The sequence below is a fragment of the Sphingomonas faeni genome, from assembly GCF_030817315.1.
Lineage (GTDB): Bacteria > Pseudomonadota > Alphaproteobacteria > Sphingomonadales > Sphingomonadaceae > Sphingomonas > Sphingomonas faeni_C.
The window spans coordinates 2,512,196-2,538,222 of the sequence record NZ_JAUSZF010000001.1 but is presented as its reverse complement, the minus strand read 5'-3'; the positions used below and the strand labels follow the sequence as shown (position 1 = coordinate 2,538,222).

At 65.6% G+C, this 26,027-nt stretch carries 23 protein-coding genes; 14 read left to right on the top strand and 9 right to left on the bottom strand.

What is annotated here, in order from left to right; translation table 11 throughout:
- Positions 1 to 221: 221 nt before the first annotated feature.
- Positions 222 to 347 carry a hypothetical protein gene (locus QFZ54_RS11730; RefSeq protein ID WP_259457500.1) on the bottom strand — a complete coding sequence of 42 codons (126 nt, stop codon included), beginning with the start codon at positions 345 to 347 and terminating at the stop codon, positions 222 to 224.
- A gap of 79 nt (positions 348 to 426) precedes the next feature.
- Positions 427 to 852, bottom strand: coding sequence for a DUF1810 domain-containing protein (locus QFZ54_RS11725; RefSeq protein WP_307089415.1), 426 nt, complete (start codon positions 850 to 852; stop codon positions 427 to 429).
- A gap of 100 nt (positions 853 to 952) precedes the next feature.
- Between QFZ54_RS11725 and QFZ54_RS11720 the strand changes: the two genes are divergently transcribed.
- Both QFZ54_RS11720 and QFZ54_RS11715 read left to right on the top strand, forming a co-directional pair.
- Positions 953 to 1,465: a hypothetical protein gene (locus QFZ54_RS11720; protein ID WP_307087278.1), complete on the top strand. Its 513-nt coding sequence runs from the start codon at positions 953 to 955 to the stop codon at positions 1,463 to 1,465.
- 3 nt (positions 1,466 to 1,468) lie between these two features.
- Entirely contained in the window at positions 1,469 to 2,086 is a 618-nt protein-coding gene (locus QFZ54_RS11715) for a YbhB/YbcL family Raf kinase inhibitor-like protein (protein ID WP_307087276.1), read from the top strand.
- A gap of 608 nt (positions 2,087 to 2,694) precedes the next feature.
- Here QFZ54_RS11715 and QFZ54_RS11710 read toward each other — a convergent pair.
- Complete coding sequence (locus QFZ54_RS11710; RefSeq protein ID WP_307087275.1) at positions 2,695 to 3,234, bottom strand: peroxiredoxin; 540 nt, start codon at positions 3,232 to 3,234, stop codon at positions 2,695 to 2,697.
- A gap of 90 nt (positions 3,235 to 3,324) precedes the next feature.
- Here QFZ54_RS11710 and QFZ54_RS11705 point away from each other — a divergent pair, with 90 nt between their 5' ends.
- Positions 3,325 to 4,167 (top strand): inositol monophosphatase family protein, encoded by an 843-nt coding sequence (locus QFZ54_RS11705; RefSeq protein WP_307087273.1) that lies wholly within the window; start codon positions 3,325 to 3,327, stop codon positions 4,165 to 4,167.
- Between the two features lie 554 nt (positions 4,168 to 4,721).
- On the opposite strand, the gene QFZ54_RS11700 is transcribed toward QFZ54_RS11705, so the two are convergent.
- Positions 4,722 to 6,857, bottom strand: coding sequence for an AsmA family protein (locus QFZ54_RS11700; RefSeq protein WP_307087271.1), 2,136 nt, complete (start codon positions 6,855 to 6,857; stop codon positions 4,722 to 4,724).
- A gap of 170 nt (positions 6,858 to 7,027) precedes the next feature.
- Between QFZ54_RS11700 and rpmI the strand changes: the two genes are divergently transcribed.
- The 7 genes from rpmI (at position 7,028) to QFZ54_RS11665 (ending at position 14,779) form a co-directional block, all read left to right on the top strand.
- Positions 7,028 to 7,231: a 50S ribosomal protein L35 gene (gene rpmI / locus QFZ54_RS11695; RefSeq protein WP_031395289.1), complete on the top strand. Its 204-nt coding sequence runs from the start codon at positions 7,028 to 7,030 to the stop codon at positions 7,229 to 7,231.
- A 19-nt stretch (positions 7,232 to 7,250) separates the two neighbouring features.
- Positions 7,251 to 7,616 (top strand): 50S ribosomal protein L20, encoded by a 366-nt coding sequence (gene rplT, locus QFZ54_RS11690; RefSeq protein WP_307087254.1) that lies wholly within the window; start codon positions 7,251 to 7,253, stop codon positions 7,614 to 7,616.
- Between the two features lie 231 nt (positions 7,617 to 7,847).
- A complete protein-coding gene (locus QFZ54_RS11685) occupies positions 7,848 to 8,177 on the top strand; it encodes a GIY-YIG nuclease family protein (protein ID WP_307087252.1) in 330 nt (109 codons plus the stop codon).
- Positions 8,178 to 8,300: 123 nt separating this feature from the next.
- Positions 8,301 to 9,395 (top strand): phenylalanine--tRNA ligase subunit alpha, encoded by a 1,095-nt coding sequence (gene pheS, locus QFZ54_RS11680; RefSeq protein ID WP_307089414.1) that lies wholly within the window; start codon positions 8,301 to 8,303, stop codon positions 9,393 to 9,395.
- Entirely contained in the window at positions 9,392 to 11,806 is a 2,415-nt protein-coding gene (gene pheT / locus QFZ54_RS11675; RefSeq protein ID WP_307087249.1) for a phenylalanine--tRNA ligase subunit beta, read from the top strand. The genes pheS and pheT overlap by 4 nt, the downstream gene beginning before the upstream one ends.
- A gap of 164 nt (positions 11,807 to 11,970) precedes the next feature.
- A complete protein-coding gene (locus QFZ54_RS11670) occupies positions 11,971 to 12,852 on the top strand; it encodes an aldose 1-epimerase family protein (RefSeq protein ID WP_307087248.1) in 882 nt (293 codons plus the stop codon).
- 358 nt (positions 12,853 to 13,210) lie between these two features.
- Positions 13,211 to 14,779, top strand: a complete 1,569-nt coding sequence (locus QFZ54_RS11665) for a peptide chain release factor 3 (RefSeq protein ID WP_056061393.1) — start codon at positions 13,211 to 13,213, stop codon at positions 14,777 to 14,779.
- 71 nt (positions 14,780 to 14,850) lie between these two features.
- On the opposite strand, the gene QFZ54_RS11660 is transcribed toward QFZ54_RS11665, so the two are convergent.
- The 4 genes from QFZ54_RS11660 to QFZ54_RS11645 all read right to left on the bottom strand — a co-directional run bounded on the left by QFZ54_RS11660 (position 14,851) and on the right by QFZ54_RS11645 (position 19,593).
- Positions 14,851 to 15,084, bottom strand: coding sequence for a hypothetical protein (locus tag QFZ54_RS11660; protein ID WP_307087245.1), 234 nt, complete (start codon positions 15,082 to 15,084; stop codon positions 14,851 to 14,853).
- 295 nt (positions 15,085 to 15,379) lie between these two features.
- The gene (locus QFZ54_RS11655) at positions 15,380 to 17,521 is read right to left on the bottom strand and encodes a histidine kinase dimerization/phosphoacceptor domain -containing protein (RefSeq protein ID WP_307087243.1); all 2,142 of its coding nucleotides are present in this window, start codon (positions 17,519 to 17,521) and stop codon (positions 15,380 to 15,382) included.
- A gap of 57 nt (positions 17,522 to 17,578) precedes the next feature.
- Positions 17,579 to 18,574, bottom strand: a complete 996-nt coding sequence (locus tag QFZ54_RS11650; RefSeq protein WP_307087241.1) for a bile acid:sodium symporter family protein — start codon at positions 18,572 to 18,574, stop codon at positions 17,579 to 17,581.
- Complete coding sequence (locus QFZ54_RS11645) at positions 18,571 to 19,593, bottom strand: adenosine deaminase (protein ID WP_307087239.1); 1,023 nt, start codon at positions 19,591 to 19,593, stop codon at positions 18,571 to 18,573. Before QFZ54_RS11645 ends, QFZ54_RS11650 begins: the two co-directional genes overlap by 4 nt.
- A gap of 133 nt (positions 19,594 to 19,726) precedes the next feature.
- On the opposite strand from QFZ54_RS11645, the gene QFZ54_RS11640 reads away from it, so the two are divergent.
- Complete coding sequence (locus tag QFZ54_RS11640) at positions 19,727 to 20,662, top strand: DUF808 domain-containing protein (RefSeq protein WP_307087237.1); 936 nt, start codon at positions 19,727 to 19,729, stop codon at positions 20,660 to 20,662.
- 307 nt (positions 20,663 to 20,969) lie between these two features.
- Here the strand turns inward: QFZ54_RS11640 and QFZ54_RS11635 are convergent, their stop codons facing one another.
- Positions 20,970 to 23,000, bottom strand: a complete 2,031-nt coding sequence (locus QFZ54_RS11635) for a S9 family peptidase (RefSeq protein ID WP_307087235.1) — start codon at positions 22,998 to 23,000, stop codon at positions 20,970 to 20,972.
- Positions 23,001 to 23,142: 142 nt separating this feature from the next.
- On the opposite strand from QFZ54_RS11635, the gene QFZ54_RS11630 reads away from it, so the two are divergent.
- The 3 genes from QFZ54_RS11630 to QFZ54_RS11620 all read left to right on the top strand — a co-directional run bounded on the left by QFZ54_RS11630 (position 23,143) and on the right by QFZ54_RS11620 (position 26,027).
- Positions 23,143 to 24,450, top strand: coding sequence for a hypothetical protein (locus tag QFZ54_RS11630; protein ID WP_307087233.1), 1,308 nt, complete (start codon positions 23,143 to 23,145; stop codon positions 24,448 to 24,450).
- Between the two features lie 107 nt (positions 24,451 to 24,557).
- Positions 24,558 to 25,073, top strand: a complete 516-nt coding sequence (locus QFZ54_RS11625) for a sigma-70 family RNA polymerase sigma factor (protein ID WP_307087231.1) — start codon at positions 24,558 to 24,560, stop codon at positions 25,071 to 25,073.
- 36 nt (positions 25,074 to 25,109) lie between these two features.
- Positions 25,110 to 26,027, top strand: coding sequence for a FecR family protein (locus QFZ54_RS11620; RefSeq protein ID WP_307087229.1), 918 nt, complete (start codon positions 25,110 to 25,112; stop codon positions 26,025 to 26,027).

Sequence of the window (26,027 nt, the reverse complement as noted above, 5' to 3'; positions counted from 1 at the left end):
AGGCGCCGCAACTCAAGATAAGCCACGGTAACAGGCCAAAGTTTCTACGACCGGCAAGTTAAGCCACGCGCCTCAAAAACCCCGTCATCCTGACGAAAGTCAGGATCCAGAGCCCAGACGATCGACGCCCGTTACCCTGCATCCTCACTTGCGTCAGGATGACGGGGACTGAATGCGCCAAACGACCGTCGAACGCGAACGACGGTGCCCAGCCAAACGCCCTAGTTGAGCGTCGTCATCTCAACCGGCTTACCCTTGGTGGTCGGGTTCGACGCATTCGCCTTGGGCGCTTTTTCGGCCTTGGGTTTGCGAACTTCCTTGCTCGATTTCTTCTGGCTCTTGGCCATGACCACACCTCACGGGGCGGAAGGCCCCGGGGCGATGCTACACCTTTCGCCAACGATACACCCGTCTTATTGAGGCGTCTTATCGCGGCGTCGACGCAAGCAGGTCCAGCGTCGCCCGGTCGTCTTCGCCACCGAAGAACCGGTCGAGCGCGGCGCGGAACAACGTCGGGTCGTCGGCAACCGCTGCGAACAGCGTCATCGACGACCGCAACTTCACTGCGTCGATGCCGCCAAGGATCGTCTGGGCCGAGCCAGGCGCGGCAGTCACCGCCTGCGTCACCGCCATCAGTCGCGGTCCAAGTACCGGATGCGCGAGATACGCCCGAGCCTCGTCCGCCCCGGCAATCGCATAGGTTCGCGCCATTTCGCTTTGCCCCAGTCCGGCGATCTGCGGGAAAATGAACCACATCCAGTGGCTGCGCTTCGCCCCGCGCTCCAACTCCGCCAGCGCTTGCGGATAGACGCCGTCCTGCGCCGCAACGAAACGATCGAGATCATGCTTCATCCGCCCGACATGGTCGCACCGCATAGCCTCCGCAACCACGCTGCCGGTCGATGCGTTGCAGGAGAGGTTCAGGAGATCAGGCAATGACGACGGTGCGATCATGAGGACGGCAATCGCGGTCGCGCTGCTCGCGGCGCCCCTGCTCGTCGGCGGATGCGGTCGCAACGACGATCCCACCAAGACCGCGTCGCCCAGCGGTTTTGTTCCCCCTGAAACTCGCGCGCCAAAGCCGATCGCAGGGCAGGCGCAGACCACGCCGATCACCGCCTATGTCGGGAAATACCCCCATGATGCGGTCGGCGGCGTCGATTTCTTCGATCGCACCGATGTTGCGACCGGCCTCGTCAACGCAGTCGGCGATGCGAAGCTGCGCGAGATGATCCGCGGTCGCTCCGGGCCAGCGACGCCGGTTTTCAATATGGGTGACCGAGTCGCATCCTGGGGCTGCGAAGAGAATAATTGCGGCAACCACAACTGGACGGTGATCGTCGACCCGAAGCGCGGCAAGACTCAGGTCTGCTACCACGACGCGGCCAAGATGGGCCCGCAGAGCGACTGGTATGATGGTGCGGCGCCTGCGCGTCGAGCCGAAACCTGCCCTTCCGAAGGATAAGCCATGCTCGAACATATCCCCACCTGGCTGGGCCACGCGATGAGCGGCCTGCGCGCCGGTATCGATAAGCTCGCGATCGTCCAGCTCGGCGAAAACTTCGACACACTGAACCTGACCAGCCCGGCGTTTGCGCACGAAGCGCGGTTGCCGCCTCGCTTTACCGCGGACGGAGAAGGCATATCGCCGCCACTCGTGTGGAGCGAACCGCCCGCCGGAACCGAACGCATGGTGCTGATCGTTGAGGATGCCGATGCCCCGACCCCGCAGCCGCTGGTCCACGCGATCATCTGGGGCCTTGAAGCGGACGCGGGTAATCTGGCGGAGGGCGCGATCGCCGCGGACGGTGAGGGCGACGCGAACGGTCACGACGTCGGCCGCAATTCCTATCTGCGCGAAGGCTGGTTGCCGCCCGATCCGCCCAGCGGTCATGGCGAGCACCGCTATGCGTTCCAGGTTTTTGCGATCGGCGCGGGGGCAGGGGAGGTCGGCGCAACGCCCGGGCGTTCGGCGGTGATCGAGGCCATCACCGGCCATGTGCTCGCGGCGGGGCTGTTGATCGGTACCTATTCGCGCGAGGAAGAAGCACCGGTCGGCCCGGTGGGGGTCGGCGCGCCTGCCTGAACCTGTCGCCGGTCGGCGCCTTGGTTTTCAGGCGAGCGCGCCGCCGGTATGCGTGGCGATCAGCAGGACGGTGGTCGAAAAGGCGATCAAGCCTATGAGGATGCTGCGGTTCATGATGTATCTCGATCAGGCGATGGGGATGATCGGGACGGCGGTGCCGACTGCGATGGCTGCAAAGAACAATGCGCCGACGAGCGAGAAGGCGATGCGCTGAGCGGTTTCGAAACGGATCGACATGAAATATTCCTTCGATGGTCGGGCGCCGGACCATCCGGCTGCCGATATCGAATGATTTGCATGGCCCGTGCCAGTTTCTTACTTCGTTGATTTCGTGGGACTTCTCGATTTTATGAAGATCGAGTTGGTAAAACTCACCACCTCTTCGTCGCACATTGCGCCAATTCCCGGGATCACCCCGAGCAAATCCGATCGCGACCATCTTTCTTGGCAGTAATAGAGTAACTGGGCAGCACGCTGGAACGGGGTTTCGGCCGCCATCGCTGACCGATCACGGTCAGCACGCGGTCGCCGACGCCGTGACCGTGCAGGTCGTTGGCGTCAGCATAATGTCACCGGACGGCAGGTATTTGCCGGTCCGGTATCGATCATTACTTGCCCCTGAGCTTCTGGACTGCGGCAAGCGTCGTTGAGACATGCGCCTCGGGGTTCATCTCGTCATGTACGAACGCGATGCGGCCATCCTTGGCGATGACGTAGCTGGTGCGCTTGGTGATGTCGCGCCCTGCCATCTGCTTGCCGAGCGCGACGTCGTAGCCCTTGACCACGTTCGGCCCGGCGCTGGCGACCGCGAACTTGCCCGCGCACTTCTCGGCCGAGAACTTGCTGAGCGTCTCGACATTGTCGGCCGACATGCCGATCACGGTCGCGCCCGCCTTGGTGAAGGCGGGGATCGCCTCGGCGAAGGCATGTGCCTCGGCGTTGCAGCCGCCGGTGTATGCCGCTGGGAAGAAGTAGAGGACGACCGGGCCCTTCTTCAGCTGTTCGGCGAGGTGGACGGTGAACACCTTGCCGGCGATCGCGCCGCGCGTGGTGAAATCCGGAGCCTTGGCACCGGGCGCGAGCGCCGCCAGCGCAGGCGCTGCGACTAGGAGAGCAGCGGCGGTTGCAAGTGTCGAGACGAGGCGCATGGATGATACTCCGGTTGGATCGCAATGACCTACGCCGACACGAACGATCCGTCCATTGCCCGTAACGGCTGCGCTCGATAGGCTGGAAATATGCCAGTAACCCAAGCCGATATCGATCTCGCGCACCGCCTCGCGGATGCTGCGGGCAACGTCATCCGACCCTATTTCCGCCAGGAGCACGGCGTCGAGATCAAGGACGACCAATCCCCCGTCACCCGCGCCGACCGCGAGGCCGAATCGGCAATGCGCCGGCTGCTCGATGCCGAGCGCTCGGGTGACGGCATCGTCGGCGAGGAGTTCGGCGAGAAGCCAGGCGTCACCAACCGCAAATGGGTGCTCGACCCGATCGACGGCACGCGCAGCTTCACCGTGGGGCGCGCGATCTTCGGGACGCTGATTGCACTGGTAGAGGATGGCTGGCCGGTTCTCGGCATCATCGACCAGCCGATCCAACGCGAACGCTGGGTCGGTGTCGCGGGGCGTCCGACCACTTTGAACGGGGTACCGGTCCGGACCCGCACCTGCCGCGAGCTGGCAGGATCGACGATCGCCACCACCAGCCCGCACCTCTTCGACGAGGTCGACGTCCCGCACTACCTCGCACTCGTCGCTGCGATCTCTGGCGGTAACCCGCGCCAGGGGCCTGTGTATGGCGGCGACTGTTATAATTACGGCCTGCTCGCGAGCGGGTATCTGGACGTGGTGTGCGAGTCGGGACTGAAGCTCTACGACTTCGCGGCGCTGGTGCCGGTAGTCGAGGGGGCGGGCGGCCGCATGTGCGACTGGAACGGCGACCCGCTGACGGCTGAGAGCGAAGGCCATGTCCTAGCGATCGGCGACCCGGCGCGGATGGACGAGGTGCTCGAAGCGATGCACCGATTGCAGGATGACGGGCACGCCCATGAAGGACACGACGGCCACGACCACGGATAAGGATTCCCCTCCCGCTTGCGGGAGGGGCTAGGGGAGGGCGCGACGTACGTACCGGCACCCGGCCCGCGATCAGCTCTGCTCAAAACCGCAAGTGGGAGGGGGCACAAAAGCGGTATCGCAAACCGCAACGCCCCACATCATCGCCCCCCACTCGTCATCCCCGCGGACGTCGGGGCTCGCGAACATGGAGCGCTAGCCGTCTACGCGCACCTAACCATGGGCCCCGGCGTCCGCCGGGGTGGCGGGGTTGGTGTGGTCAGCAGTAAGTGCTTCGCAACGACAGCGTCGTAGCCAAGCCGCTATTCAACGCGAACGCCGCGATTCCGCCCGAGCAGCGGATGTGCTTCATATCCATGAGCAACAACTGGCGAGCAACAACTGACCCGCATGTCCACCACCAAACCCCGCTTACGCCCCCATCCGTCATCCCGGCGGACGCCGGGACCCACGGACACGCAACGCTAGCCCTCTGAACGCGCCCAGCCATCGAGCCGGCGCTCGCGTGACGCGAGGAAGAGCAAGGTAGGGAAGGGGGCGTACCGTCCCTCACGCCCTCAGAAGATCCCCAGGAACTTCTTCCGCTGCCCCTTCTTCTCCGCAGAATTCGTCTTCCCATCCTCGGCCTTGGCGGTCGTGCCACGCCCGACGTCATCCCGCGGCTGGCCCTTGGTGGTCCGCTGCGCTGCCGCCGTAGCCCCAGAGAGGACCGGCCCGCACGCGGTAGACTTCGCATCGCCGACATCGACGAACGCGAGGATCCCCGCGACCGGCGTCGCCACCAGCGCAAGTCCAAGCCCACTACCGACCCGCGCAAGCAAATCCTTCGAAATCACGTTCAATTTCGGTGCTGCGAACATCCCTTCGACGCCCACCGGCGATTGCCCGGCAAACAGGCTGAACTTCTTCGAATCCGCACGGAAGGCCAAGTCGACCGCCTCGTTGCGGAAGCTGAACCCGCCGCGGCCGACGATCACGTTCTTGCGCGTGTCGATCAGGATCGGGTCCGCCGCCGCGACCCCGCCGCGCACGGTGAAGCCGATCAGTCCGCAATTGATCTGTACCGGCTCGTCGAGCTTCCCCTGGAACATCCGCTGCGCAAACGTGCCGATATCGAGTTCTGCAAGCTGCACGTTGCGCACCGATAGCGCCCCTGACGGCAGCACGAACGCGATCCGCCCGCGCGACGACGCCAGCGAATCATGGATCGAGTCGCCGCGTCCGTCGAGCTTGATCCGACCCTTGACCGTGCCAGTGGTCCCGGCCTCGGTCAGGCCATAGCCCTTCAGCAGTCGACCAAGTGGCGTCGGCGCGAGGCGGATGTCGTAGGACACCGCGCTCGGCCGCGCGCGCGTATTGAAGATGACGTCCGAGGCCACGTTGCCGCGGGCCATCGAGAAAGTCAGCGGCGACAGCGCCAGCCGACCGCGCTCCAAATCGAGCGTCAGATCGACGTTGGCGATCGGCAGGTTGCGCGACTTGACCATGCCGATCGTCCATTTCAGGTCGGCATCGAAGATCTGCATCGTCGCGACCGGGAGGTTTCCGTCAGGCAACAGCCGTTGCGGAGCGGCGCCCGTCGCGGCGGCAGCGGCCACCGCGCCGCGCGTTTCGACGATGTCGGGATTGAAGCCGATGAACGGGGCCGCGTCGATGATGTCGAGGCTCTTGGTCGTGAGCACCGAATCGAGATGGATGCGCTCGCCGTTGGTAATGGTCAGCTTGCCAGCGAGATCGGTCCGGCCCGCCACACCCCGCAGCCGGGTAAAGGCGTACTCGTCACCCTGTTTGATGAGTTGCGCACGCAGCTTGTATTTCCGCGTGTTTGGGATCGCGACATCGATGATGCCAAGCAGCGTCGACAGGTTGGCGCCACGCGCGGTGACCGCCAGCGGCACGTTCTCGACATCGGCGATGCTCGGCAGCGTACCCGCGACGTCGATCACGTTGCCCGCCGCCCTTGCCCGCGCAACCAGCTTGTTCTGCCCCCGATTGGCGGTCGCATCCGGCGACAGCAGTTGCGCGGTCAGCGTGAACGGCGTCTCGCGCAGCCGGCCTCGGCCTGTCACCCCCACGGCACGCCCGATCGTCGCGTCGACCGATCGAATGTCGGCGATGTTGAGGTCCGCGACGATCCGCATCCGCGGGTCGAGATAGCGCACCGACGTGCCGGTCACCGTCGCGACGTCGATCCGCGGAAACTCGAGCGGCTTGCCCCCCTTCTTCTCGGAGAACGTCCACGTATTCGCGCTGTGCGCCTTGTTCCACTCCAGATCGACGTCACCGTTGACGAGATCGAGCCAGTAGAGCCGCCGCTTGCCGAAGATCAGCGACAGCGGCGCGATCCGCGTATCGAGCTTGTCCGCGCGGAACAGGTTCGGCCGGCTCGCCCAATCGGGGTTCGAGAGCGTGAAGTTCTCCGCGTTCAGCTTGATGCGGAACGGCGCGAAATAGAGCTGGAAATCGCCGCGGACCTTGAGCGTGCGGTGCGTCAGCGATCCGACGACGCGCTCGAACGGATGCTTCAGGAAGCGGCCCTTGGTGATATACAGCACCAGCCAGATCGCCACGAGGACCGCGACGATCCCGAGCAGGATGTTGCGCAGTATCCGCCACTTGCGACGTTTTTGCGTGTCGACGGGTTCGGGCCCCGAAAAGGGGGCGTCGATCGGCTGGGTCGGGCTGGCGTCCATGCAAAGCCTATCGCATGACCCGCCCAGCGGTTCCACCATGAGGTTGCGTCTCGTCGCACACCCGTCTATGCGGCCCGCTTCCTCGAAGGGAACGCGTTCGACGAATCGCCCGGCCAGTGTGGGCTGCCGCGGCGATTTCAGCGTTCCTCTCGTCAACCGAAAGGATAAAAATGCCCAAGCTGAAGACCAAGAGCGGCGTCAAGAAACGCTTCAAGCTCACCGCCACCGGCCTGCTCAAGCACGGCGTCGCCGGCAAGCGTCACCGTCTGGCGCATCACAACGGCAAGTACATCCGTCAGAACCGCGGCACCAAGCTGCTGTCGAAGGCCGATACCGCAGCGGTTAAGGCCTGGGCGCCTTACGGCCTGCGTTGAGCTGAGAAGGAATTAGACAATGGCACGCGTAAAACGGGGTGTTACCACCCGCGCCAAGCACAAGCGTATTTTGGTTCAGGCGAAGGGCTATTATGGCCGTCGCAAGAACACCATCCGCATCGCCCGTCAGGCCGTTGAGAAGGCCGGACAGTACGCATATCGCGACCGCAAGGTTAAGAAGCGCACCTTCCGTGGCCTCTGGATCCAGCGCATCAACGCCGGCGTCCGCGCCGAGGGTCTGACGTATTCGCAGTTCATGCACGGCGTGAAGCTTGCGGGCATTCAGCTCGACCGCAAGGTCCTGGCCGACATCGCCATGCACGAGGGCGCAGCCTTCAGCGCGATCGTCGCTCAGGTGAAGGCGGCACTTCCCCAGGCCGCGTAATTCGCGACTGAGGTGAGTTTCGGGAGGGCGTCGGTGGGAGACCACCGGCGCCTTTTCTGCGTTTGGGGTGGATCGCGGCGCGGCACGCGGATCGCTCGTCTGCCCTTAAATCGTCATTCCCGCGAAGGCGGGAACCCATAAACTCCGAACCATTGTGATCACCCCCGACGTCAGCCAGTATGGGTTCCCGCCTCCGCGGGAATGACGGCGGTGTCGGGAGGGGAAAAACGGATGGACTGGCAGCCCTGCGTCTACATCCTAGCCACCGGCCGCCACGGCACGCTCTACATCGGCGTCACTTCCAATCTGCTCGGCCGCATCCACCAGCACCGCGAAGGCTTGATCAAGGGCTTCACCTCCCGCTACGGCATCTACCGGCTGGTGCACTACGAGATGGCCGACACGATGGAAGCGGCGATCACGCGCGAGAAGCAGCTGAAAAAGTGGAACCGCGACTGGAAGCTTCGGCTGATCGAAGAAAGCAATCTGGACTGGGACGATCTGGCGATAGGGTTGGGCCTCCCGCCTTTCCGTCATTCCCGCGCAGGCGGGAAACCATAACCGCTACGGTGATGACGACCGAACCGGTAGCTCATATGGATCCCCGCCTTCGGGGATGACAAGTAGAGCGATAGAGACGCGCGAAGTTAGGATGGCGAAACAGTGACCGAAGACCTGAACCAGATGCGCGACCACATGCTGACGGCGATCGCCGCCGCATCCGGGCTCGATGCGCTCGACGCGTGCCGGGTCGAGGCGCTCGGCAAGCAGGGCACGATCACGCTGCTGCTGAAGACGCTCGGCAAGATGACGCCCGAAGAGCGCCTCGTCCAAGGCCCGCAGATCCAGGGCCTCCGCGAAGCCGTCGCCAACGGTATCGCCGACCGCAAAGCCACGCTCGAACGCGCCGCACTCGACGCGCGCCTCGCCAGCGAAACGCTCGACATGACGCTCCCCGCGGACGCCACGCCCGCCGGCACGATCCACCCGGTCAGCCAGGTCATGGACGAACTGGCCGAGATCTTCGCCGACCTGGGCTTCGCGGTCGCCACCGGCCCCGAGATCGAGACCGACTGGCACAATTTCACCGCGCTCAACATCCCCGAGACGCACCCCGCGCGGGCGATGCACGATACCTTTTATCTCCAGCAGGGGATCGACGCGAAGGCTGCCGGCACCGCCGACGAGAAGACCACCTTCTCGCTCCTCCGCACGCACACGTCGCCTGTCCAGATCCGCACGATGCTCTCGCAAAAACCGCCGATCCGCATCATCGCCCCCGGCCGCACCTACCGCTCGGATTCCGACGCGACGCACACGCCGATGTTCCACCAGGTCGAGGGCCTCGTGATCGACAAGGGCATCACGCTCGGCCACCTCAAATGGACGCTCGAGACGTTCGTGAAGGCGTTCTTCGAGCGTGACGACATCGTGCTCCGCCTGCGCCCCAGCTACTTCCCGTTCACCGAGCCATCGGTCGAGATCGACGTCGGCTACACCCTCGTGAAGGGCAAGCGCGTCGTCGGTGGCGCCGAGCCCGATGGCTGGCTCGAAATCCTCGGCTCGGGCATGGTCCACCGCAAGGTGATCGAAGCGTGCGGGCTCGACCCCGACGAATGGCAGGGCTTCGCGTTCGGCTGCGGGATCGACCGCCTGGCCATGCTCAAATACGGCATGGACGACCTCCGCCCGTTCTTCGACGGCGATATCCGCTGGCTCAAGCATTACGGCTTTTCGAGCCTCGACGTCCCCACTCTGTCCGGCGGAGTCGGCGCATGAAGTTCACCCTCAGCTGGCTCAAGCAGCACCTCGAAACCACCGCCACGCTAGACCAGATCGTCGAGGCACTGACCCGCATCGGCCTCGAAGTCGAAGGCGTCGAGAACCCCGGCGAAAAGCTCGCCGCGTTCAAGATCGCCAAGGTCCTCAGCGCCGAACGCCACCCGCAGGCCGACAAGTTGCAAATCCTCTCGGTCGACGCCGGTAACGGCCCGCTGCAGGTCGTCTGCGGCGCCCCCAACGCGCGCGCCGGCCTAGTCGGCGTGTTCGGCGCACCCGGCGCCTACGTCCCCGGCCTCGACGTCACGCTTAAGCTCGCCAGCATCCGCGGCGTCGAATCCAACGGCATGATGTGCTCGACGCGTGAGCTCGAACTCGGCGAAGATCATGACGGCATCATCGAACTCCCCGAAGACGCGCCGATCGGCACGCCGTACCCCGACTATGCCGGCCTGACCGACCCGGTCATCGACGTCGCGATCACCCCCAACCGCCAGGACTGCATGGGCGTGCGCGGCATCGCCCGCGATCTTGCCGCAGCCGGGCTCGGCATGCTTACGCCGCTGATCTTCGACCCGATCGCCACGCAAGGCGAAGGCCCGTCCGTCCGCACCGACGACACTGCCGGCTGCCCCGCCTTCTTCGCCCAAACCGTCACCGGCGTGACCAACGGCGAATCCCCCGACTGGATGCGCCGCAGCCTCATCGCGATCGGCCAGAAGCCCATCTCCGCACTCGTCGACATCACCAACTACCTGATGATCGACCTCGGCCGCCCCTTGCACGTCTACGACCGCGCCAAGCTCTCCGGCGGCCTCGTCGCGCGCAAGGCCAAGCCCGGCGAACAGGTCGTCACGCTCAACGGCAAGACCTACACGCTCGACGAAACCATGACCGTCATCGCCGACGACACCGCCGTGCACGACATCGGCGGCATCATGGGCGGCGAACATTCGGGCGTTGCCGCCGACACCACCGACGTGCTGATCGAATGCGCCTATTTCGATCCCGACCACATCGCCCGCACCGGCCAGAAGCTCACCCTCACCTCCGACGCGCGCAGCCGGTTCGAACGCGGCGTCGACCCGGCGTTCCTCGATGACGGCCTCGCGATCGCCACCGCCCTCGTCCTCCACATCTGCGGCGGCACGGCCAGCGAAGTCACGCGCTCGGGCGAACCCCCGCTCGAACCCCGCGTAATCCACTACGACCCACGCCTTAGCGCAGACCTCGGCGGGCTCCACGTCGCCCCCGAACGCCAGGCCCGCACGCTGTTGTCGCTCGGCTTCACGATCGGAGCGATTAAGTCCGCGGATGCGTTCAGCGACGCGTTGTTCTCGACGATCGAAGGCAAATGGCCGGTCACGATCCCGACCTGGCGCCGCGACGTCGACGGCCCCGCCGACCTCGTCGAGGAAGTCGTCCGCATCGAAGGCATCGACAATATCCCCTCGACGCCCCTCCCGCGCATGCCCGGCGTCGCGAAACCGACCGCCACCCCCGAGCAGAAGCTCGAACGTAGAGCGCGTCGCGCTGCCGCAGCCCGAGGCCTCGACGAAGCGGTGACGTGGAGCTTCCTCTCCGACGCCGAGGCAGCCCCCTTCGGCGGCGGCGCCTGGACGCTCGCCAACCCGATCAGCGAAGACCTGAAGGTCATGCGCCCCTCGCTACTCCCCGGCCTGCTCGCGGCGACAGGACGCAACCTTAAGCGCGGGGCACAGACGGTGCGCCTGTTCGAGATCGGCCGCCGCTACCTCGCCGATGCCGAACGCGCGACGCTAGGCGTGGTCCTGGCGGGCGACCGCCGCCCCCGCGGCTGGCGCGAGGGCAAGGCGGCCAGCTTCGATGCGTACGACGCAAAGGCCGAAGCTCTTGCGCTGCTCGCCGCATCGGGTGCGCCGGTCGACAACCTGCAAGTCATGGGTGAAGCGGGCGACGCTTGGCACCCCGGCCAGTCCGGCACGCTCCGCCTCGGCCCCAAGACGGTGCTGGCAAGCTTCGGCATGCTCCACCCTTCTGTCCTGAAAGCGTTCGATCTCGACGGCGCGGTCGCCGCGGTAGAAGTCTACCTCGACGCGATACCGCCCAAGCGTGCGAGCGGCTTCACCCGCTCAGCCTACACGCCCCCGGCCCTCCAAGCCGTCCGCCGCGACTTCGCGTTCCTAGTGCCCGCGGCGCTCGCCACCGACACGCTGGTCCGCGCGGTCAAGGGTGCAGACAAGGCCGCGATCGTCTCCGCCCGCGTGTTCGACGTGTTCACCGGCGCTGGGGTGGAAGACGGCCACAAGTCGGTCGCGGTCGAGATCGTCCTGCAACCAACCGCCAAGAGCTTCACCGACGAGGAACTCAAGGCCATCGCCGACAAGGTGGTAGCCGCGGCAGCAAAACAGGGTGCGAGTTTGCGCGGATAGTAGGCATCGCCCATAGCACCCGTTTCGTCATCCCCGCGAAGGCGGGGACCCATACTGGCTGACCAATCGCTTCTATCGAGAGCGCTGCCACTCTGGGTCCCCGCCTTCGCGGGGATGACATGAAGTGTAATGTACAGAGTGGCCGACCGTACCGGAGTGCAGACATGACCGACCTGATCACCATCGCCAACGACCGCCTCACCGCCCGGATTAACCCCCACGGCGCCGAACTCACGCACCTCAACGACGCCGACGGCCGCGAGCTGATGACCAACGCCGACCCGGCCTTCTGGACCGGCCACGCGCCGATCCTCTTCCCCGTCGTCGGCGTCGTCAACGAAGGCGTGATCCGTCTCGACGGCAAATCCTACCCGATGCAGAAGCACGGCTTCGCCCGCCACTCGACGTTCGACGTCGTCGCGCAAACCGAAACCTCCGCCACCTTCCGCCTCACCGACGGCGAAGAAACGCACTCCGCCTACCCCTTCGCGTTCGCGCTCGACATCGTCTTCACGCTCGACGGCGCGACGCTCGCGATCGAAGCCGTCATCCACAATCGCACCGACGCAGCGATGCCGGCAAGCTTTGGCTTCCACCCCGCCTTCGCTTGGCCGCTTCCTTACGGCGAGCCCCGCGCCGATCATCGCATCACCTTCTCCGCTGACGAGCCCGGCAAGCTGAAGGCGATCAGCCCCGACGGCCAGATCGCCATCGACGAGCGGCCCTCGCCGGTCGAGGGCCGCGTAATTGCCCTTCGCGACGAACTGTTCGCCAAGGACGCGCTGGTCTGGGACCCGATCCATTCCGACGCCGTCACCTACGGCGCGAAGATTGGCCCGCAACTCCACATCACCTTCCCCGACACCCCCAAGCTCGGCATCTGGACCAAGCCCGGCGCGGCCTATGTCTGCGTCGAACCCTGGCACGGCATCGCCGACCCCGAAGGTTATACGGGAGACTATCGCGACAAGCCCGGCGTGTTCGAGGTGGCTGCGGGCGATACGAAGCGCATCACCATGAGCGTGACGCTGGCCGCCGAGCACTGACGAACTCCCCTCCCTGAAAGGGAGGGGCAGGGGGTGGGTAGGTTTCCGCATCATGGCACGGTCGCAGCTCAAGCTGACCGACCCACCCCCAACCCCTCCCTTTCAGGGAGGGGAGAGCGCTAAGGTGCAGGCTAGGGCAGCGTTCCTTTCATAGAGCGAGCAGTTCGCGCCACAATGCGACAGGCATCCCGCTCCAAGCCCCCTCTGTCCTACACGCCCCACATCTGCCAATAGCGGCGCCAAGCCCGCCGCGTTTTCCAACTGCATCCCGCCGCACCGCGCGCGGACTGCATCTTGGCCTAACCCGGCCTAACCTTCTTTTTCCAAGCGAGCCAAAACTCGCGCCCCGGACCACGCCATGACCCAATTCCCCCGCCGCACCTTCGCGATCATCTCGCATCCCGACGCCGGCAAGACCACGCTGACCGAGAAGCTCCTGTATTTCGGCGGCGCGATCCATCTCGCCGGCGAGGTGAAGGCGCGCGGCCAGACGCGTCGCGCGCGCTCCGACTGGATGAAGATCGAGCAGCAGCGCGGGATCTCCGTCACCTCCTCGGTGATGACGTTCGAGCGCCAGGGGATCACCTTCAACCTGCTCGACACGCCGGGCCATGAAGACTTCTCCGAGGACACGTATCGCACGCTGACCGCGGTCGACTCGGCGGTCATGGTGATCGACGCCGCCAAGGGCATCGAGCCGCAGACACGGAAGCTGTTCGAGGTGTGCCGCCTGCGCAACGTGCCGATCATCACCTTCGTCAACAAGGTCGACCGCGAGGGCCGCGATCCGTTCTCGCTGCTCGACGAGGTGGCCGAGATGCTCCAGCTCGACGTCTGCCCGATGAGCTGGCCGGTCGGCATGGGCGGCGAGTTCGAGGGCGTCTACGACCTCTACGCCAACACGCTCAGCCGCCCCGAAGGCGACAGCCGCGAGTTCATGGGCAAGGCGATCCCGTTCACCGGCATCGACGATCCCGAACTCGCCAAGATCCTCAGCCCCGAAGCGATGATCCGCCTGAACGACGAAGCCGAACTCGCGCAGGGCGGCTATTCGAGCTTCGACCCCGAGGCCTATCGCGCGGGCAACCTGACGCCGGTGTATTTCGGCTCCGCGCTGAAGGACTTCGGCGTCGCCGAACTGATCGCGGCACTCGCCGACTACGCCCCGCCACCGCGCGCGCAGCCGGCAGAACCCGCCCCCATCTCGCCCGACGAGCCCGAAGTCACCGGCTTCGTGTTCAAGGTGCAGGCGAACATGGACCCCAACCACCGCGACCGGATCGCGTTCATGCGGCTCTGCTCGGGCGTGTTCAAGCGCGGCATGAAGCTCACCCCCACGGGCCACGGCAAGCCGATCGCGGTCCACTCGCCGATATTGTTCTTCGCGCAGAACCGCGAGCTCGCGGACGAGGCGTTCCCCGGCGACATCATCGGCATCCCCAACCACGGCACGCTCCGGGTCGGCGATACGCTCAGCGAAAAGGCCGCGATCCGTTTCACCGGCCTGCCGAACTTCGCGCCCGAAATCCTGCGCCGCGTGGTGCTGAAGGACTTCACCAAGACCAAGCAGTTGCGCAAAGCGCTCGACGACATGGCCGAGGAGGGGGTGACGCAGGTGTTCTACCCCGACATCGGCTCGAACTGGATCATCGGCGTGGTGGGGCAGCTCCAGCTCGAAGTGCTGCTCTCGCGCCTGGATGCGGAATACAAGGTCGCCGCCGGACTCGAACCCGCGCCGTACGAGACCGCCCGCTGGATCTCCGCGGAAGACCCGCTCGAACTCAAGACCTTCGCCGAGATCAACCGCGGCGCGATGGCCAAGGATCGCGACGGCAACCCGGTCTTCCTCGCGAAAAGCGCGTGGGAAGTGAACTACATCGCCGAACGCTATGCCAAGATCCGCTTCGCCGCCACGCGCGAGCGGTAATATGCCGGACCGACAGACTAAGTCCTGAATTGTTTTTTCGAAGCATTACTCTGTCGGTCGCTACTATAGGATTACAATGTCTGATCGGTCCTGCTCGGCGACCTGTAGCGGCGCTTGTCGATCATGCGACGCGCAGGATTTTCTCGCAACCAGGCCTTTGCCCAATTGTCGTGGCGAATAGCTTTGCGTTGCCGATGTCGGCGCTCGCCATAGCGTTTCGCGCGTGCAAGTTTGCGCCGCCACCGCAGCACCGCTGCAACCGCAGCAGCGAGCATTAAGCTCGCCACTATAACTTTGATATTCATCTAACGACCCCGACTTCTGGCACGACGAATAGCAAAATTACGGTCGTTTTGGGATTATATTTTACATCATAGCCGTTCTATTGGCTAAGCCCTTGGCGTTACTTAGGTAAAACTGGTGGGAATAGACCCGAAGTTATCCGAGCGCAGGGGCCTTTCGCCGTCGAAGCGCACGAGTGCTAATCCCCGGCGCAAGAAATCTCATCCCCAGTTGAGGTCGGACTACTGCCTGTGACTTGAAGCGAGGGAATTGAACCACGCGTTCCAGATACCTCGCCGGGGCTGCGTGCCCCGGCCGTCAGCGCACTTCGTCTATCGGTGCGCTCAGGATCACGCGCAGGCCCGGCATGTTGTCGTCATGCTCGATCGTACCCGACAGTCCGGCAACGATCGCGGTCATCATTCGGCTGCCGAACCCTACTCGGTTGCCCGACTTGCCGACGCCGTGATCCGCGACGATCAGCCGCAACCGGTTGCGATGTTGTTCCAGAATGATCTGGATCGGGCCGGCCTGTCCGCGATACGCATATTTGCTGGCGTTGATGACGAGTTCGGTCAGCACCAGGCCGATGTTCACCGCACGATCGGTGGCAACCAGGACGGGTGCCAGATCGAGCGTCATCTGCGACGCCCAGTCGTCGCCGAGCGAAGTCTTCATGTCCCCCGCCAGTTCTTCGATATAGCGCGACAGGTCGATCGACTCGACCTGATCGTCGCGATATAACCTGCGGTGCACCAGCGCGACGGCAGCCAATCTCGCCTGCGCTTCGGCAAGGTGCTCCTTCACTTGCGCGTTGTCGGACGATTTCGCCTGCAACGACAGGAAGGCTGCAACCAGCTGGAGACTGTTCTGGACGCGGTGATTGACCTCTTTCATCAACACGTCCTTCTGCGCGATCAACGCGTCCTTGTCGGCGAGCGTACGCTGCAGATCGACGTTCAGCGACCGCAGCCGCTGGTTCACGTGCGCGTCGTGGAATGCCCGACGCAGACGGTGTGCAGCCTCGATCTCCTCGCGTGTCCAGCGCCGCGAACGGCCGCTGACCGACTGCGTCCAGGACTCGAACGACGTACGCGGCGTCAGCATCGCATTCGGATCGACGGACACGGCCTTGTGCGGATTGCCCGCCCATTTGACTTCTTCGATATGCTCGGCACGGAACCACAAAAGCATCGCGCCCTCGTCGACCAAGGGCAGCGCGAGAATACCACTCGCCGTAGAAGAATAGGCGCGCGCACGAGGTAAGACCGAGAACAGTTCGTGCGTCGAGAAAGGCTCGATCCCCCCGCGCGTGCGCACCCAGGCAGCCAAATCCAGAATGTCGTCCTTGGACGGACACCGGCCATCGGTATCGACGATGCCGCCCTCGACATAGGCAAACCCGTCGCCGTCGAACATTCGTCGTAGATCGTCTCGCAGCGCGGTAACGATACGGCGCGGGGCTGGTTCGGTCGCCAGCTGGGGGGTTACCATATCCTCCGCAGCGCGTAGCCGCAGCCGTTCGCGGTACGTCTCGGCCTCCTCCTTCGCGCGGATCTGGCGCGCAAGACCACTGGCCAGCGTCGCCGACGCCGCGCGAATGTCCGGGGTCAGGGCCTTGGGTGAGCCGTGATGACAGGCTATTAACCCCCACAACAACCCGTCCTTGACGATCGAGATCGATGCCGACGCCGCTACGCCCATGTTGGACAGATAGCGCAGGTGGATCGGCGACACGCTGCGCAGCGTGACATCGCTCAGATCAAGCGTCTCGAACCCGGCGGGTCGCAACATTGCAGGCGTATACTCGATCTGTGGGATCGTCCGTGTCCGGTTTCTCACGTACAGCGCGCGCGCCTGTTTCGGGATGTCGGAGGCGGGAAAGTGGTGATTGAGAAACGTCCCCAACTCAGGCGCGCGATCCTCCGCCATGACGCGGCCGGCTTCGTCGTCCAGGAAGCGGTAGACCATGACACGATCGAAACCGGTCAGTTGCCGGAATGCGGTCGCAGCCCGTTCGCACAACGCCTGGAGATTACTGGCGCGCTCGAACCCGGTCGCCATCGCGTTTAGCAAGCCGAGCATCTGCGCCGCAGTCGGCGGGACCGCCTCGACAGGTTCGAGTTCTACCAGCAACCGATCGCCGTCGCGGTGGATCGTTACGTCGAGCCGTTCGGTGAGCCCTGTCACCGGTGCCGCCACGATCGTCCCGCTGCGCCCTGTCTGTTCGGCAAGCAACGCACCAACGTCCTGCGCAATCAGGACCGAAAGATCGCCACCGAGCCAGCTGGCCGACAGACGGGCCTCTAGATCGCCCGCGCCCGCAATAATCCTGCCCGAGTCAGCGTCTGCTACCAGCAACAGCCCGTGCGGCTGGATTGCGCCGGGAATATGGATCGGCTCCCGGTCACACGCCGTCAGGTCCAGGCCAATGTCGTTGGGCGCATTCGTCGGCACCATCGTCTCCTAGTCAGAGACGATGCCTTGCCGATACGGGCGGAACAAAGCAAATACCAGTCAGGTCCGGTTATGCTGATCGAAATCAATACTATCGGGCGCGCTCTCGGCATAGCGGCGCGCGATCACGGCGCAGGCGATCAGCTGCAACTGATGGAACAGCATCACGGGCAACAGGATCACGCCGACCTGCGCGGGCGGGAACAGCACGCCGGCCATCGGCACCCCGGATGCGAGGCTCTTCTTGGAGCCGCAGAATTGCAGCACGATCGCATCTTCGCGCGGCAGTTTCATCAGCCGCGCGACCGCGAAGGTGAGCGCGAGGACGAACGCGAGCAGCGCGGCGCACAGCAGGCCGATCAGGATCAGGTCGCCGAGCGACAATTTGGTCCACAGCCCCTCGACCACAGCGGCACCGAACGCGCTGTAGACGACCAGCAGGATCGAGCCGCGATCGACCACGGTGAGCATCGCTTTCTGCCGCGTGACCCACGTGCCGATCCACGGACGCAGCAGATGCCCGGCGACGAACGGCACGAGCAGTTGCAGGACGATTGCCTCGATGCTGTCGATCGAGATCCCGCCGCTGCCCGACGTCTCCATCAGCAGCGCGACCAAAGCGGGGGTAACGAGGATGCCGAGCAGGTTGGAGAACGACGCGCTGCACACCGCCGCCGCGACGTTGCCGCGCGCGATCGCGGTAAAAGCAATAGACGACTGGACGGTCGAGGGGAGCAGCGTCAGGAACAGCAGCCCGGCAGCGAGCGGTCCATTCACGAACGGCAGTGCGCTGAGCCCCAGGCCGAACAGCGGGAACGCAACGAACGTCACCGCCAGCACCGCGAGATGCAGCTTCCAGTTGCGCAGGCCCGACAGGATCGCCTCGCGCGACAGCTTCGCGCCGTGCAAGAAGAACAGCAGGACGATGCCGATATCCGCCGCGTAGCCGACGATCGTCGCCATCTCGCCGCGGGCCGGCAACAGGCTCGCCAGCACGACGGTGCCGAGCAGCATCAGGATGAACGGCTCGAAGACCGCCAGGAAACGTCCGATCATGGATGCGCTTTGACGTATGCATCCAGCGTCGCGAGATGGCCGCTGAGCGCCTCGTCGTCGAGGAAGCTGCCGAGGAAGCTGTTGCGCGCGAGCGTCACCACCTGCTCGCGCGACAGATTCTTGGCGCGCGCGGTCTGGCGGAAATTCTCTCCGATATAGCCGCCGAAATAGGCCGGATCGTCCGAATGGATCGTCGCGCGCAGGCCGAGATCGAGCATCCGGTCGATCGGGTGATTCTCCAGCCGGTCGACGTTGCGCAGCGCGACGTTCGACAGCGGGCACACCGTCAGCGTCATCGCATCGCGGGCGAGGCGGGCGACCAGCGCGGGATCCTCAAGCGCGCGATTGCCGTGGTCGATCCGGTCGACCTGGAGGATGTCGAGCGCCTCGTGGATATACGCGGGCGGGCCCTCCTCGCCGGCATGCGCGCACAGCATCAGCCCGGCATCCGCGGACGCCGCGAATACGCGCGCGAACTTCGACGGCGGATGGCCGACCTCCGACGAATCGAGCCCGACGCCGATAAACTGGTCGAGCCACGGCTCCGCCTGCGCGAAGGTCTTGAACGCGTCTTCCTCGTCGAGATGGCGGAGGAAGCTCATGATCAGCCCGACCGACATGCCGTGCTTCTCCTGCGCTTCGTCGATGCCGGCGAACAGCCCGCGCGCGACGACATCGAAGGGTATGCCGCGATGCGTGTGGGTCTGCGGGTCGAAGAAGATCTCGGCATGGACCACGCCGTCCTGCGCGACGCGGTCGAAATAGGCGACCGCCAGATCGCGGAAATCCTCCTCGGTCTGGAGCACTGCGGCGCCGGCGTAATAGATGTCGAGGAAGGTCTGCAGATTGGTGAAGCTGTACGCCGCGCGGACGTCCTCGACGCTCTTGAACGGGATCGCGACCTTGTTGCGCTCGGCCAGCGCGAACATCAGTTCGGGCTCCAGGCTGCCCTCGATATGGAGGTGGAGTTCGGCCTTGGGCAGGTTCGTGATGAAGTCGTCGTTCGGGGAGGGGAGCATGGCGGATCCTGTCGCTTGGGTCGTCGTGGCCGCAACCATTCCGCCCGCCGTGCACTACCGCAAGTGCGAAAGCCGTTGCATGACAATCCTGTCACGTTACCGAGCGCGTAAACCTACGCTAAGGACAGACTCGATGCCCACAGGACTGGTCGCACTGCTCGACGACATTGCCGGGATCACCAAGCTCGCCGCCGCCAGCCTCGACGATATCGCCGCGACCACCGGCAAGGCGGGCAGCAAGGCGATCGGCGTGGTGGTCGACGATGCCGCGGTGACGCCGCGCTACATGGTCGGGTTCGAGCCGAAGCGCGAACTGCCGATGATCGGCAAGATCGCGCTCGGCTCGTTCCGCAACAAGCTGGTCTTCATTCTTCCCGCGGCGCTCGCGTTGAGCGCGTTCGCACCGTGGCTGCTGACGCCGTTGCTGATGCTCGGCGGCACGTATCTGTGCTTCGAGGGCGCGGAGAAGATCCTCGAGGCGTTCGGCGGCGGTCATGCCGAAGAGGTCGTCGAGGCGCCGGTCGATGCGGCGACGCTCGAAGCGCAAAAGGTCTCGGGCGCGATCCGCACCGACTTCATCCTGTCCGCCGAGATCATGGTAATCGCGTTGTCGGACGTCGCGACCAAGCCGATCTGGGAGCAGGCGATCGTGCTCGCGCTGGTCGGCATCGTCATCACGATCGCGGTGTACGGCGTGGTCGCGCTGATCGTGAAGATGGACGACATCGGCCTGCATCTGGCGCAGCGCAACGGCGCGGCGGTGCAGGCGCTCGGGCGCGGGCTGGTGAAGGGCATGCCGCTGGTGATGTCGGCGCTGTCGGTGATCGGGACCGCGGCGATGGTGTGGGTCGGCGGCCAGATCATCGTCCACGGCGTCGAGGATTTCGGGTTCACCGCCGTGCCGCACTGGATCCACCACACCGCCGAGAGCGCCGCGGCGGCGGTGCCGGTCGCGAAGGGGGCGGTGAACTGGGCGGTGAACGCGTTCTTCTCGGGGATCGTCGGGTTGATCCTGGGCGGCGCGATCGCGCTGGGGTTGCATGCGGTGAAGGGCAAGAAGGCGCACTAAGCGGGAGAACGCCGCCCGCCCTTCCTTGTTCTCCCGCGAAGGCGGGAGCCCAGTCTGGGTCCCCGCCTCCGCGGGGAAACAAATGAGCATAAGAAGCCGGGGACATGGGCTGCCGGGGCAGCCCGAACCTCCCCACTAAGGCACTCCCCCACTAACGCACCTCCCCGGCGAAGGCCGGGGTCCAGTTGGGCAACGTGGCTAACTAAGGGTGCGCTCCGTTACTGCCACCTTCCCAACTGGCCCCCGGCCTTCGCCGGGGAGGTATTCTGTGGGATAGAGGGAGGTATTTTGTGGGAGAAAGCGGCGCTTATTTCGCCGTCCACTTGTCCATCCACCCCAGCACTTCGCCATACCATTGCCGCGAGTTCTTCGGCTTCAGCACCCAGTGGTTCTCCCCCGGATTTACCAGCAGCCGCGACGGAACCCCGCGCCGCTGCAACGCGGTGAACGTCGCCAGCCCCTGCGTGTACGGAATCCGGAAGTCCTTCTCGCCGGTGATCACCAGCATCGGCGTCTTCCACTTCGCCACGTAATTGACCGGGTTCCATTTCTCGAACGCCTGCGGGTCCTCGTAATAGGCCTTCCCGCCATGCTCCCATTCGTCGAACCAGAGCTCTTCGGTCTCGTACGCCATCGCGCGCGCGTCGAACACGCCGTCATGCTGGACGATGCACTTGAAGCGATCCGGCCACTGCCCCTCGAACCAGTTCATCATATAGCCGCCATAGGACGCGCCGAGCGCGCAGGCATTGTCGGCATCGAGCCACGCGAACTTGTCGGTCGCGGCCTTCAGCCCCTTTTGCAGATCCTCAAGCGGCCAGCCGCCCCAATTGTTGCTGATCGCATCGGTGAAGGCCTGGCCGTAGCCGGTCGACCCGTGGAAATCGACCGCGACCAGACCATAGCCCGCGCCCGCGAACACCGCCGGATTCCAGCGATAGGACCAGCTGTTGTTGCTCGATCCCTGCGGTCCGCCGTGCACCATATAGGCGATCGGCACCTTGCCCGCCGAGCCGTACGGCTTCACCGCATAGCCCCAGACGGCGTCAGCGTTCGCGCCCTTGAAATTGAACCGCGTGACGGTCGGCATGTCGATCCCGGCAAGCTTCGTCGCGTTGACCTGCGTCAGCCGCTGCGGTGCGCCGGTGCCGAGACGAAAGAAATCGGCGGGTGCGGTGAGGCTGTCCATCGCCACCACCGGCCCGCGCGGCGTGATCGCGACGGCGCCGACATGGCCCTCTTGCGTGAGCCGCGTGACGGCGCCGCTCGCCGCATCGACGCGGAACAGCGGCGTCTCCTGCGTGTCGTCCGCGGTCACGTAGAGCGACTTCGAATCGGGCGCCCAGGCGATCGAGCCGACCGACCTGTCCCAGCGCTCGGTCAGCGCCACCGTCTTGCCGCTGGCGATATCGCGCAGCGTCAGAACCTGGCGATCCGCCTCGAACCCCGGCCGCCGCATCGCGAAATAGGCGAGCGTGCGGCCATCGGGCGATACCGTCGGGAGGTTGTCGGTCGCCTTGTTCGCGGCGGTGAGGTTGACCGGTGCGGCCGAGCCGTCCGCCGGCACCGAGAAGATGTCGAGATTGGTCGACAGCGCCTCGATCCGGCCGGCCTCGCGCAGTGCGAAATAGACGGTGCGGCCGTCCGGGCTCCACGACACTTCCTCGCCGCCGCCGAACGGCTTGGACGGCGCATCGCCGACCAGCGCGCCGACCAGCGGAACGCCGTTCCCGGTCGCACCCGCAGCAGTCAGCGGCAACACGAACAGCTGCGAGCGCGTGCCGTCCGCCCACGTATCCCAATGCCGCACGAACAGCTGGTCGTAGGTCCGCCCGGCCCCCGCGTTCGGATCCTTCTTTACCATCGCCGGCTCCAGGCTCGGCGCGCCCGGCCGGCGATCCGCCCAGACGAGCAGCTTGTCGCCGGTCGGCGCAACCTTGAAACCGCTGAACCCGCCCTTGAAGCTGGTGACGCGCCGCGGCGTGCCGCCCGTCACGGGCACCGACCAGATCGCATCCTCGCCGCCCTTGTCCGACGTGAAATACACGGTCGAACCGACGATCTGTGGGTCGTTCTCGTTGACTTGCGGATCGGCGAGCAGCTTCACCGGCGTCGCGCCCGGCGTGGTCAGGTCGAGCCGCCAGAGGTCGAAACGGCCCTTGTCCGCTGCGAGATCGGTCTCGCGCTGCGCCCAGACGAGCCAGCGTCCGTCCCGCGACGTGGTCGGCGCACCGACGCGGCTGAGCATCGTCACGTCGTCGATGGTGAGTTGCCGGGCGGCGGCAGGGGCACTCGCAAAGGCGAGCACGGCGAGGCTGGCGGAGAGCAGGATCTTCATGGCGTGCTTGATAGGACGCTTGCGAGATCGCGCGCAATCACCCCGATCGCTTGCATGCCCCGGCTTCGCTTGCATGACAGCATCGGTTCAGATCATGGCAGTATCAGGTCATGATCGCCCAACGCCTCCAGGATCGCCTTGCATGTTGAAGTCTTTGATCCGCGGGACGGCGAGCGCGCTGCTCGCGGTTGCCATGGCGACCGCGTCCGCCGCGCAGGTCGCTCCCCCGCCCGCCGGCGGCGCGGCGCAGGTGCAACTGCCGGTCGATGCGCTGATGCAGGACGCGGGCGAGTATGCGCGGCGGTTCGGTGTGCCGTTCGACGAGGCGTTGCGGCGGCTGCGTGCGCAGGGCGACAGCGTGCCGGCGACCGACGCGCTGCACGAAACCTTCAAGGATCGCTGGGCCGGGATCGCGATCGAGCATCTGCCGACCTACCGGATCGTCGTGCTGCTGACCGGTACCGTTCCCGTGCCCGACCAATCGGTAGTCGCTGGCGGCATGACCGTTCCGATCGTCTTCCGCACCGGCGCCACCGCGACGCGCGACGCGGTGCTCGCCGCGATCACCACCTATCAGGCGAAGATCCGCGACTCCCTGCCGCATCCGCCCGGACTCGGCGTGGACCAGCGGACCGGCGAGCTCGTCGTGATGACCGCCAGCGCCGACGCCGATCTCGACCGGAACGGCGAACTGCGCGCGCGGATCGCGGCGATGACGGGCGTGCCGGTGCGCATCGATGTCGTCGATCGGCCGCCGGTCGACATGCAGGTCGAGGCTGCTCCCGCCGTGAATCAGGTAACCCCTGCACCAATATCAGGCAGCGCGATCGAGGGTGGTGCGCGTGTGGTCGGTACCGTCGATGGCAAGCGCTATGCCTGCACGACCGGCTTCGTCGTGTCCGACGGCGTGCGCAACGGCGTGGTCACCGCAGCGCATTGCCCGGACACGCTCTCCTATGTCGGCAAGCGCCCTTCGGACGGCAGCCGCGAGGAATGGCCGCTGGCGTTCGTCGGGCAATGGGGCTGGGGATATCAGGACGTACAGGTCAACGTCGCGACCGCCCCGGGCATCGCCTACGCGCCGCTGTTCTACGCGGACACCGCCAAGACGCTCGCGCGGCCCGTCGCGACATGGCGCTACCGCACCAGCACGCGCGCGGGCGACTTCGTGTGTCATCGCGGCGAGCGGACCGGGTATAGCTGTGCGGTGGTGGCGATGGTCGATTTCGCGCCCGCGGGCGATCTGTGCGGCGGCGCGTGCCTGCCGACCTGGGTCGCGGTCGAGGGGCCGACGTGCAAGGCGGGCGACAGCGGCGCGCCGGTGTTCGAGGGCACCACCGCGCTCGGTCTCGTCAAGGGCGGGACTTATCGCCGCGACGGCACGTGCCTGTTCTATTATTACATGTCGACGGACTATCTGCCGCAGGGCTGGACGTTGCTGCATCGGTAACAGGGTGCCGGGCGGGTCGATTGTGTCTCTCCGCCAAGCGCTGTACGTCCCGCCGGGAACACGGCGCCGTCGAGCGCCGATCGGCGGCCTATCGACACGGGCGGAACATGGACTCCTCGGGCCTTGAGGCCGTTTTCCTCGCGAACCGCGACACGCTGCTGCGGTTTCTCCGATCGCTCGGTGCGGGCGATGCGGCGGAGGATCTGCTGCACGAGCTGTGGATGCGGATACAATCGGCACCGACCGGGCCGATCGCGTCGCCGCTGTCGTATCTATACCGGATGGCGAACAACCTGATGCTCGACCGCCACCGCGCGGTGCGTCAGGCGGAAAAGCGCGATCGCGAATGGACAGAGGCGACCGGCCGCGCTTCGCTCGATCGGTCCGAGGAGCCGTCCGCCGAGCGCGTCGTGATCGCGCGCGAGCAGGCGGCGTTGGCGGAGGCGGCGTTGCAGTCGGTCGGCGACCGGGCGGCACGGATATTCCGTCGCCACCGGATCGACGGGGTCGAGCAGCGGACGGTCGCGGCGGAGTTCGGCGTGAGTCTCAGCACCGTCGAGGGCGACCTACGAAAGGCCTATCGCGCGATGATCGATGCAAAGCGACGTTATGATGAGGTCTGATACGATCGTCTCCGTCTTCAGCTATAGGAGGCCATGATGGCGGAGCATGACGACATCGAAGGACACGCGCTGGACTGGGTCGTCCGGACCGGCAGCGATGCGTTCGACGACTGGCCGGCGTTCCACGCGTGGCTGGAGGCGGACCCGCGTCATGCGGCGGCGTATCATGCGATGTCGGCGGATATCGAGGAGATGACGGCGTCCGTGCCGGCCGAGGCGGCGGCACCGGTCGTCGTGCCGATGCCGAAGCGGCGTTGGCCGGTCTGGACGGGCGGCGCGATCGCGGCGTCGCTGGCGTTGTTCGTCGGCTATGAGGCGATCGAAACGCGCGCGCACCCTTATGCGGTCGAGACCGCGGCGGGCGCCATGCGGACCGTGCAGCTCGCCGACGGGAGCAGCATCGCGATGGGTGGTGCGACACGCCTGATGCTCGATCGCGACGACCCGCGGGTCGCGAAACTGGAGCGCGGCGAGGCGATGTTCGTGGTCCGGCACGACGACAGCGATCCGTTCGAGGTGAGCGTCGGCGGCGCGCGACTGGTCGATGTCGGGACCGCGTTCGACGTGAAGTTCGCGCGTGGCGAGACCCACGTCGCGGTGTCCGAGGGCGCGGTCGACTATAACCCGGGACGCGACGGCATCCGGCTCGTGAAGGGGCAGGGGTTGGTCGTCCGCGACGGCGAGGCGACCGTGACCAATGTCGACGTCGCCAGCGTCGGGTCGTGGCGCGACAGCGTGCTGGCGTATGAAGGCGCGACGCTGGCGGAAGTCGCAGACGACCTGTCGCGCGCGCTCGGCGTCGACCTGCGCGCCGACCCAGGCGTCGCGAAACGTCCGTTCAGCGGCAGCATCGCCACCGCCAAGCTGGTGGGCGATCCGAGACTCGCCGCGCCGCTGCTGGGGGTGGCGATCCGCAAGCGTGGCGGTCACTGGGTGATGTCCTCCCGCTCGTGA

Bases quoted from the DNA above. Each gene is read 5' to 3' on its own strand.
- QFZ54_RS11620 (WP_307087229.1), top strand. From the start codon at position 25,110: ATGGCGGAGCATGACGACATCGAAGGACACGCGCTGGACTGGGTCGTC.
- QFZ54_RS11705 (WP_307087273.1), top strand. From the start codon at position 3,325: ATGCCAGTAACCCAAGCCGATATCGATCTCGCGCACCGCCTCGCGGAT.
- QFZ54_RS11660 (WP_307087245.1), bottom strand. From the start codon at position 15,084: ATGAATATCAAAGTTATAGTGGCGAGCTTAATGCTCGCTGCTGCGGTT.
- rplT (WP_307087254.1), top strand. From the start codon at position 7,251: ATGGCACGCGTAAAACGGGGTGTTACCACCCGCGCCAAGCACAAGCGT.
- QFZ54_RS11630 (WP_307087233.1), top strand. From the start codon at position 23,143: ATGTTGAAGTCTTTGATCCGCGGGACGGCGAGCGCGCTGCTCGCGGTT.
- QFZ54_RS11645 (WP_307087239.1), bottom strand. From the start codon at position 19,593: ATGCTCCCCTCCCCGAACGACGACTTCATCACGAACCTGCCCAAGGCC.
- QFZ54_RS11665 (WP_056061393.1), top strand. From the start codon at position 13,211: ATGACCCAATTCCCCCGCCGCACCTTCGCGATCATCTCGCATCCCGAC.
- QFZ54_RS11655 (WP_307087243.1), bottom strand. From the start codon at position 17,521: ATGGTGCCGACGAATGCGCCCAACGACATTGGCCTGGACCTGACGGCG.
- QFZ54_RS11685 (WP_307087252.1), top strand. From the start codon at position 7,848: ATGGACTGGCAGCCCTGCGTCTACATCCTAGCCACCGGCCGCCACGGC.
- QFZ54_RS11640 (WP_307087237.1), top strand. From the start codon at position 19,727: ATGCCCACAGGACTGGTCGCACTGCTCGACGACATTGCCGGGATCACC.
- QFZ54_RS11715 (WP_307087276.1), top strand. From the start codon at position 1,469: ATGCTCGAACATATCCCCACCTGGCTGGGCCACGCGATGAGCGGCCTG.
- QFZ54_RS11635 (WP_307087235.1), bottom strand. From the start codon at position 23,000: ATGAAGATCCTGCTCTCCGCCAGCCTCGCCGTGCTCGCCTTTGCGAGT.
- QFZ54_RS11625 (WP_307087231.1), top strand. From the start codon at position 24,558: ATGGACTCCTCGGGCCTTGAGGCCGTTTTCCTCGCGAACCGCGACACG.
- QFZ54_RS11700 (WP_307087271.1), bottom strand. From the start codon at position 6,857: ATGGACGCCAGCCCGACCCAGCCGATCGACGCCCCCTTTTCGGGGCCC.
- QFZ54_RS11730 (WP_259457500.1), bottom strand. From the start codon at position 347: ATGGCCAAGAGCCAGAAGAAATCGAGCAAGGAAGTTCGCAAACCCAAG.
- QFZ54_RS11670 (WP_307087248.1), top strand. From the start codon at position 11,971: ATGACCGACCTGATCACCATCGCCAACGACCGCCTCACCGCCCGGATT.
- QFZ54_RS11725 (WP_307089415.1), bottom strand. From the start codon at position 852: ATGAAGCATGATCTCGATCGTTTCGTTGCGGCGCAGGACGGCGTCTAT.
- QFZ54_RS11710 (WP_307087275.1), bottom strand. From the start codon at position 3,234: ATGCGCCTCGTCTCGACACTTGCAACCGCCGCTGCTCTCCTAGTCGCA.
- pheS (WP_307089414.1), top strand. From the start codon at position 8,301: ATGCGCGACCACATGCTGACGGCGATCGCCGCCGCATCCGGGCTCGAT.
- pheT (WP_307087249.1), top strand. From the start codon at position 9,392: ATGAAGTTCACCCTCAGCTGGCTCAAGCAGCACCTCGAAACCACCGCC.
- rpmI (WP_031395289.1), top strand. From the start codon at position 7,028: ATGCCCAAGCTGAAGACCAAGAGCGGCGTCAAGAAACGCTTCAAGCTC.
- QFZ54_RS11650 (WP_307087241.1), bottom strand. From the start codon at position 18,574: ATGATCGGACGTTTCCTGGCGGTCTTCGAGCCGTTCATCCTGATGCTG.
- QFZ54_RS11720 (WP_307087278.1), top strand. From the start codon at position 953: ATGAGGACGGCAATCGCGGTCGCGCTGCTCGCGGCGCCCCTGCTCGTC.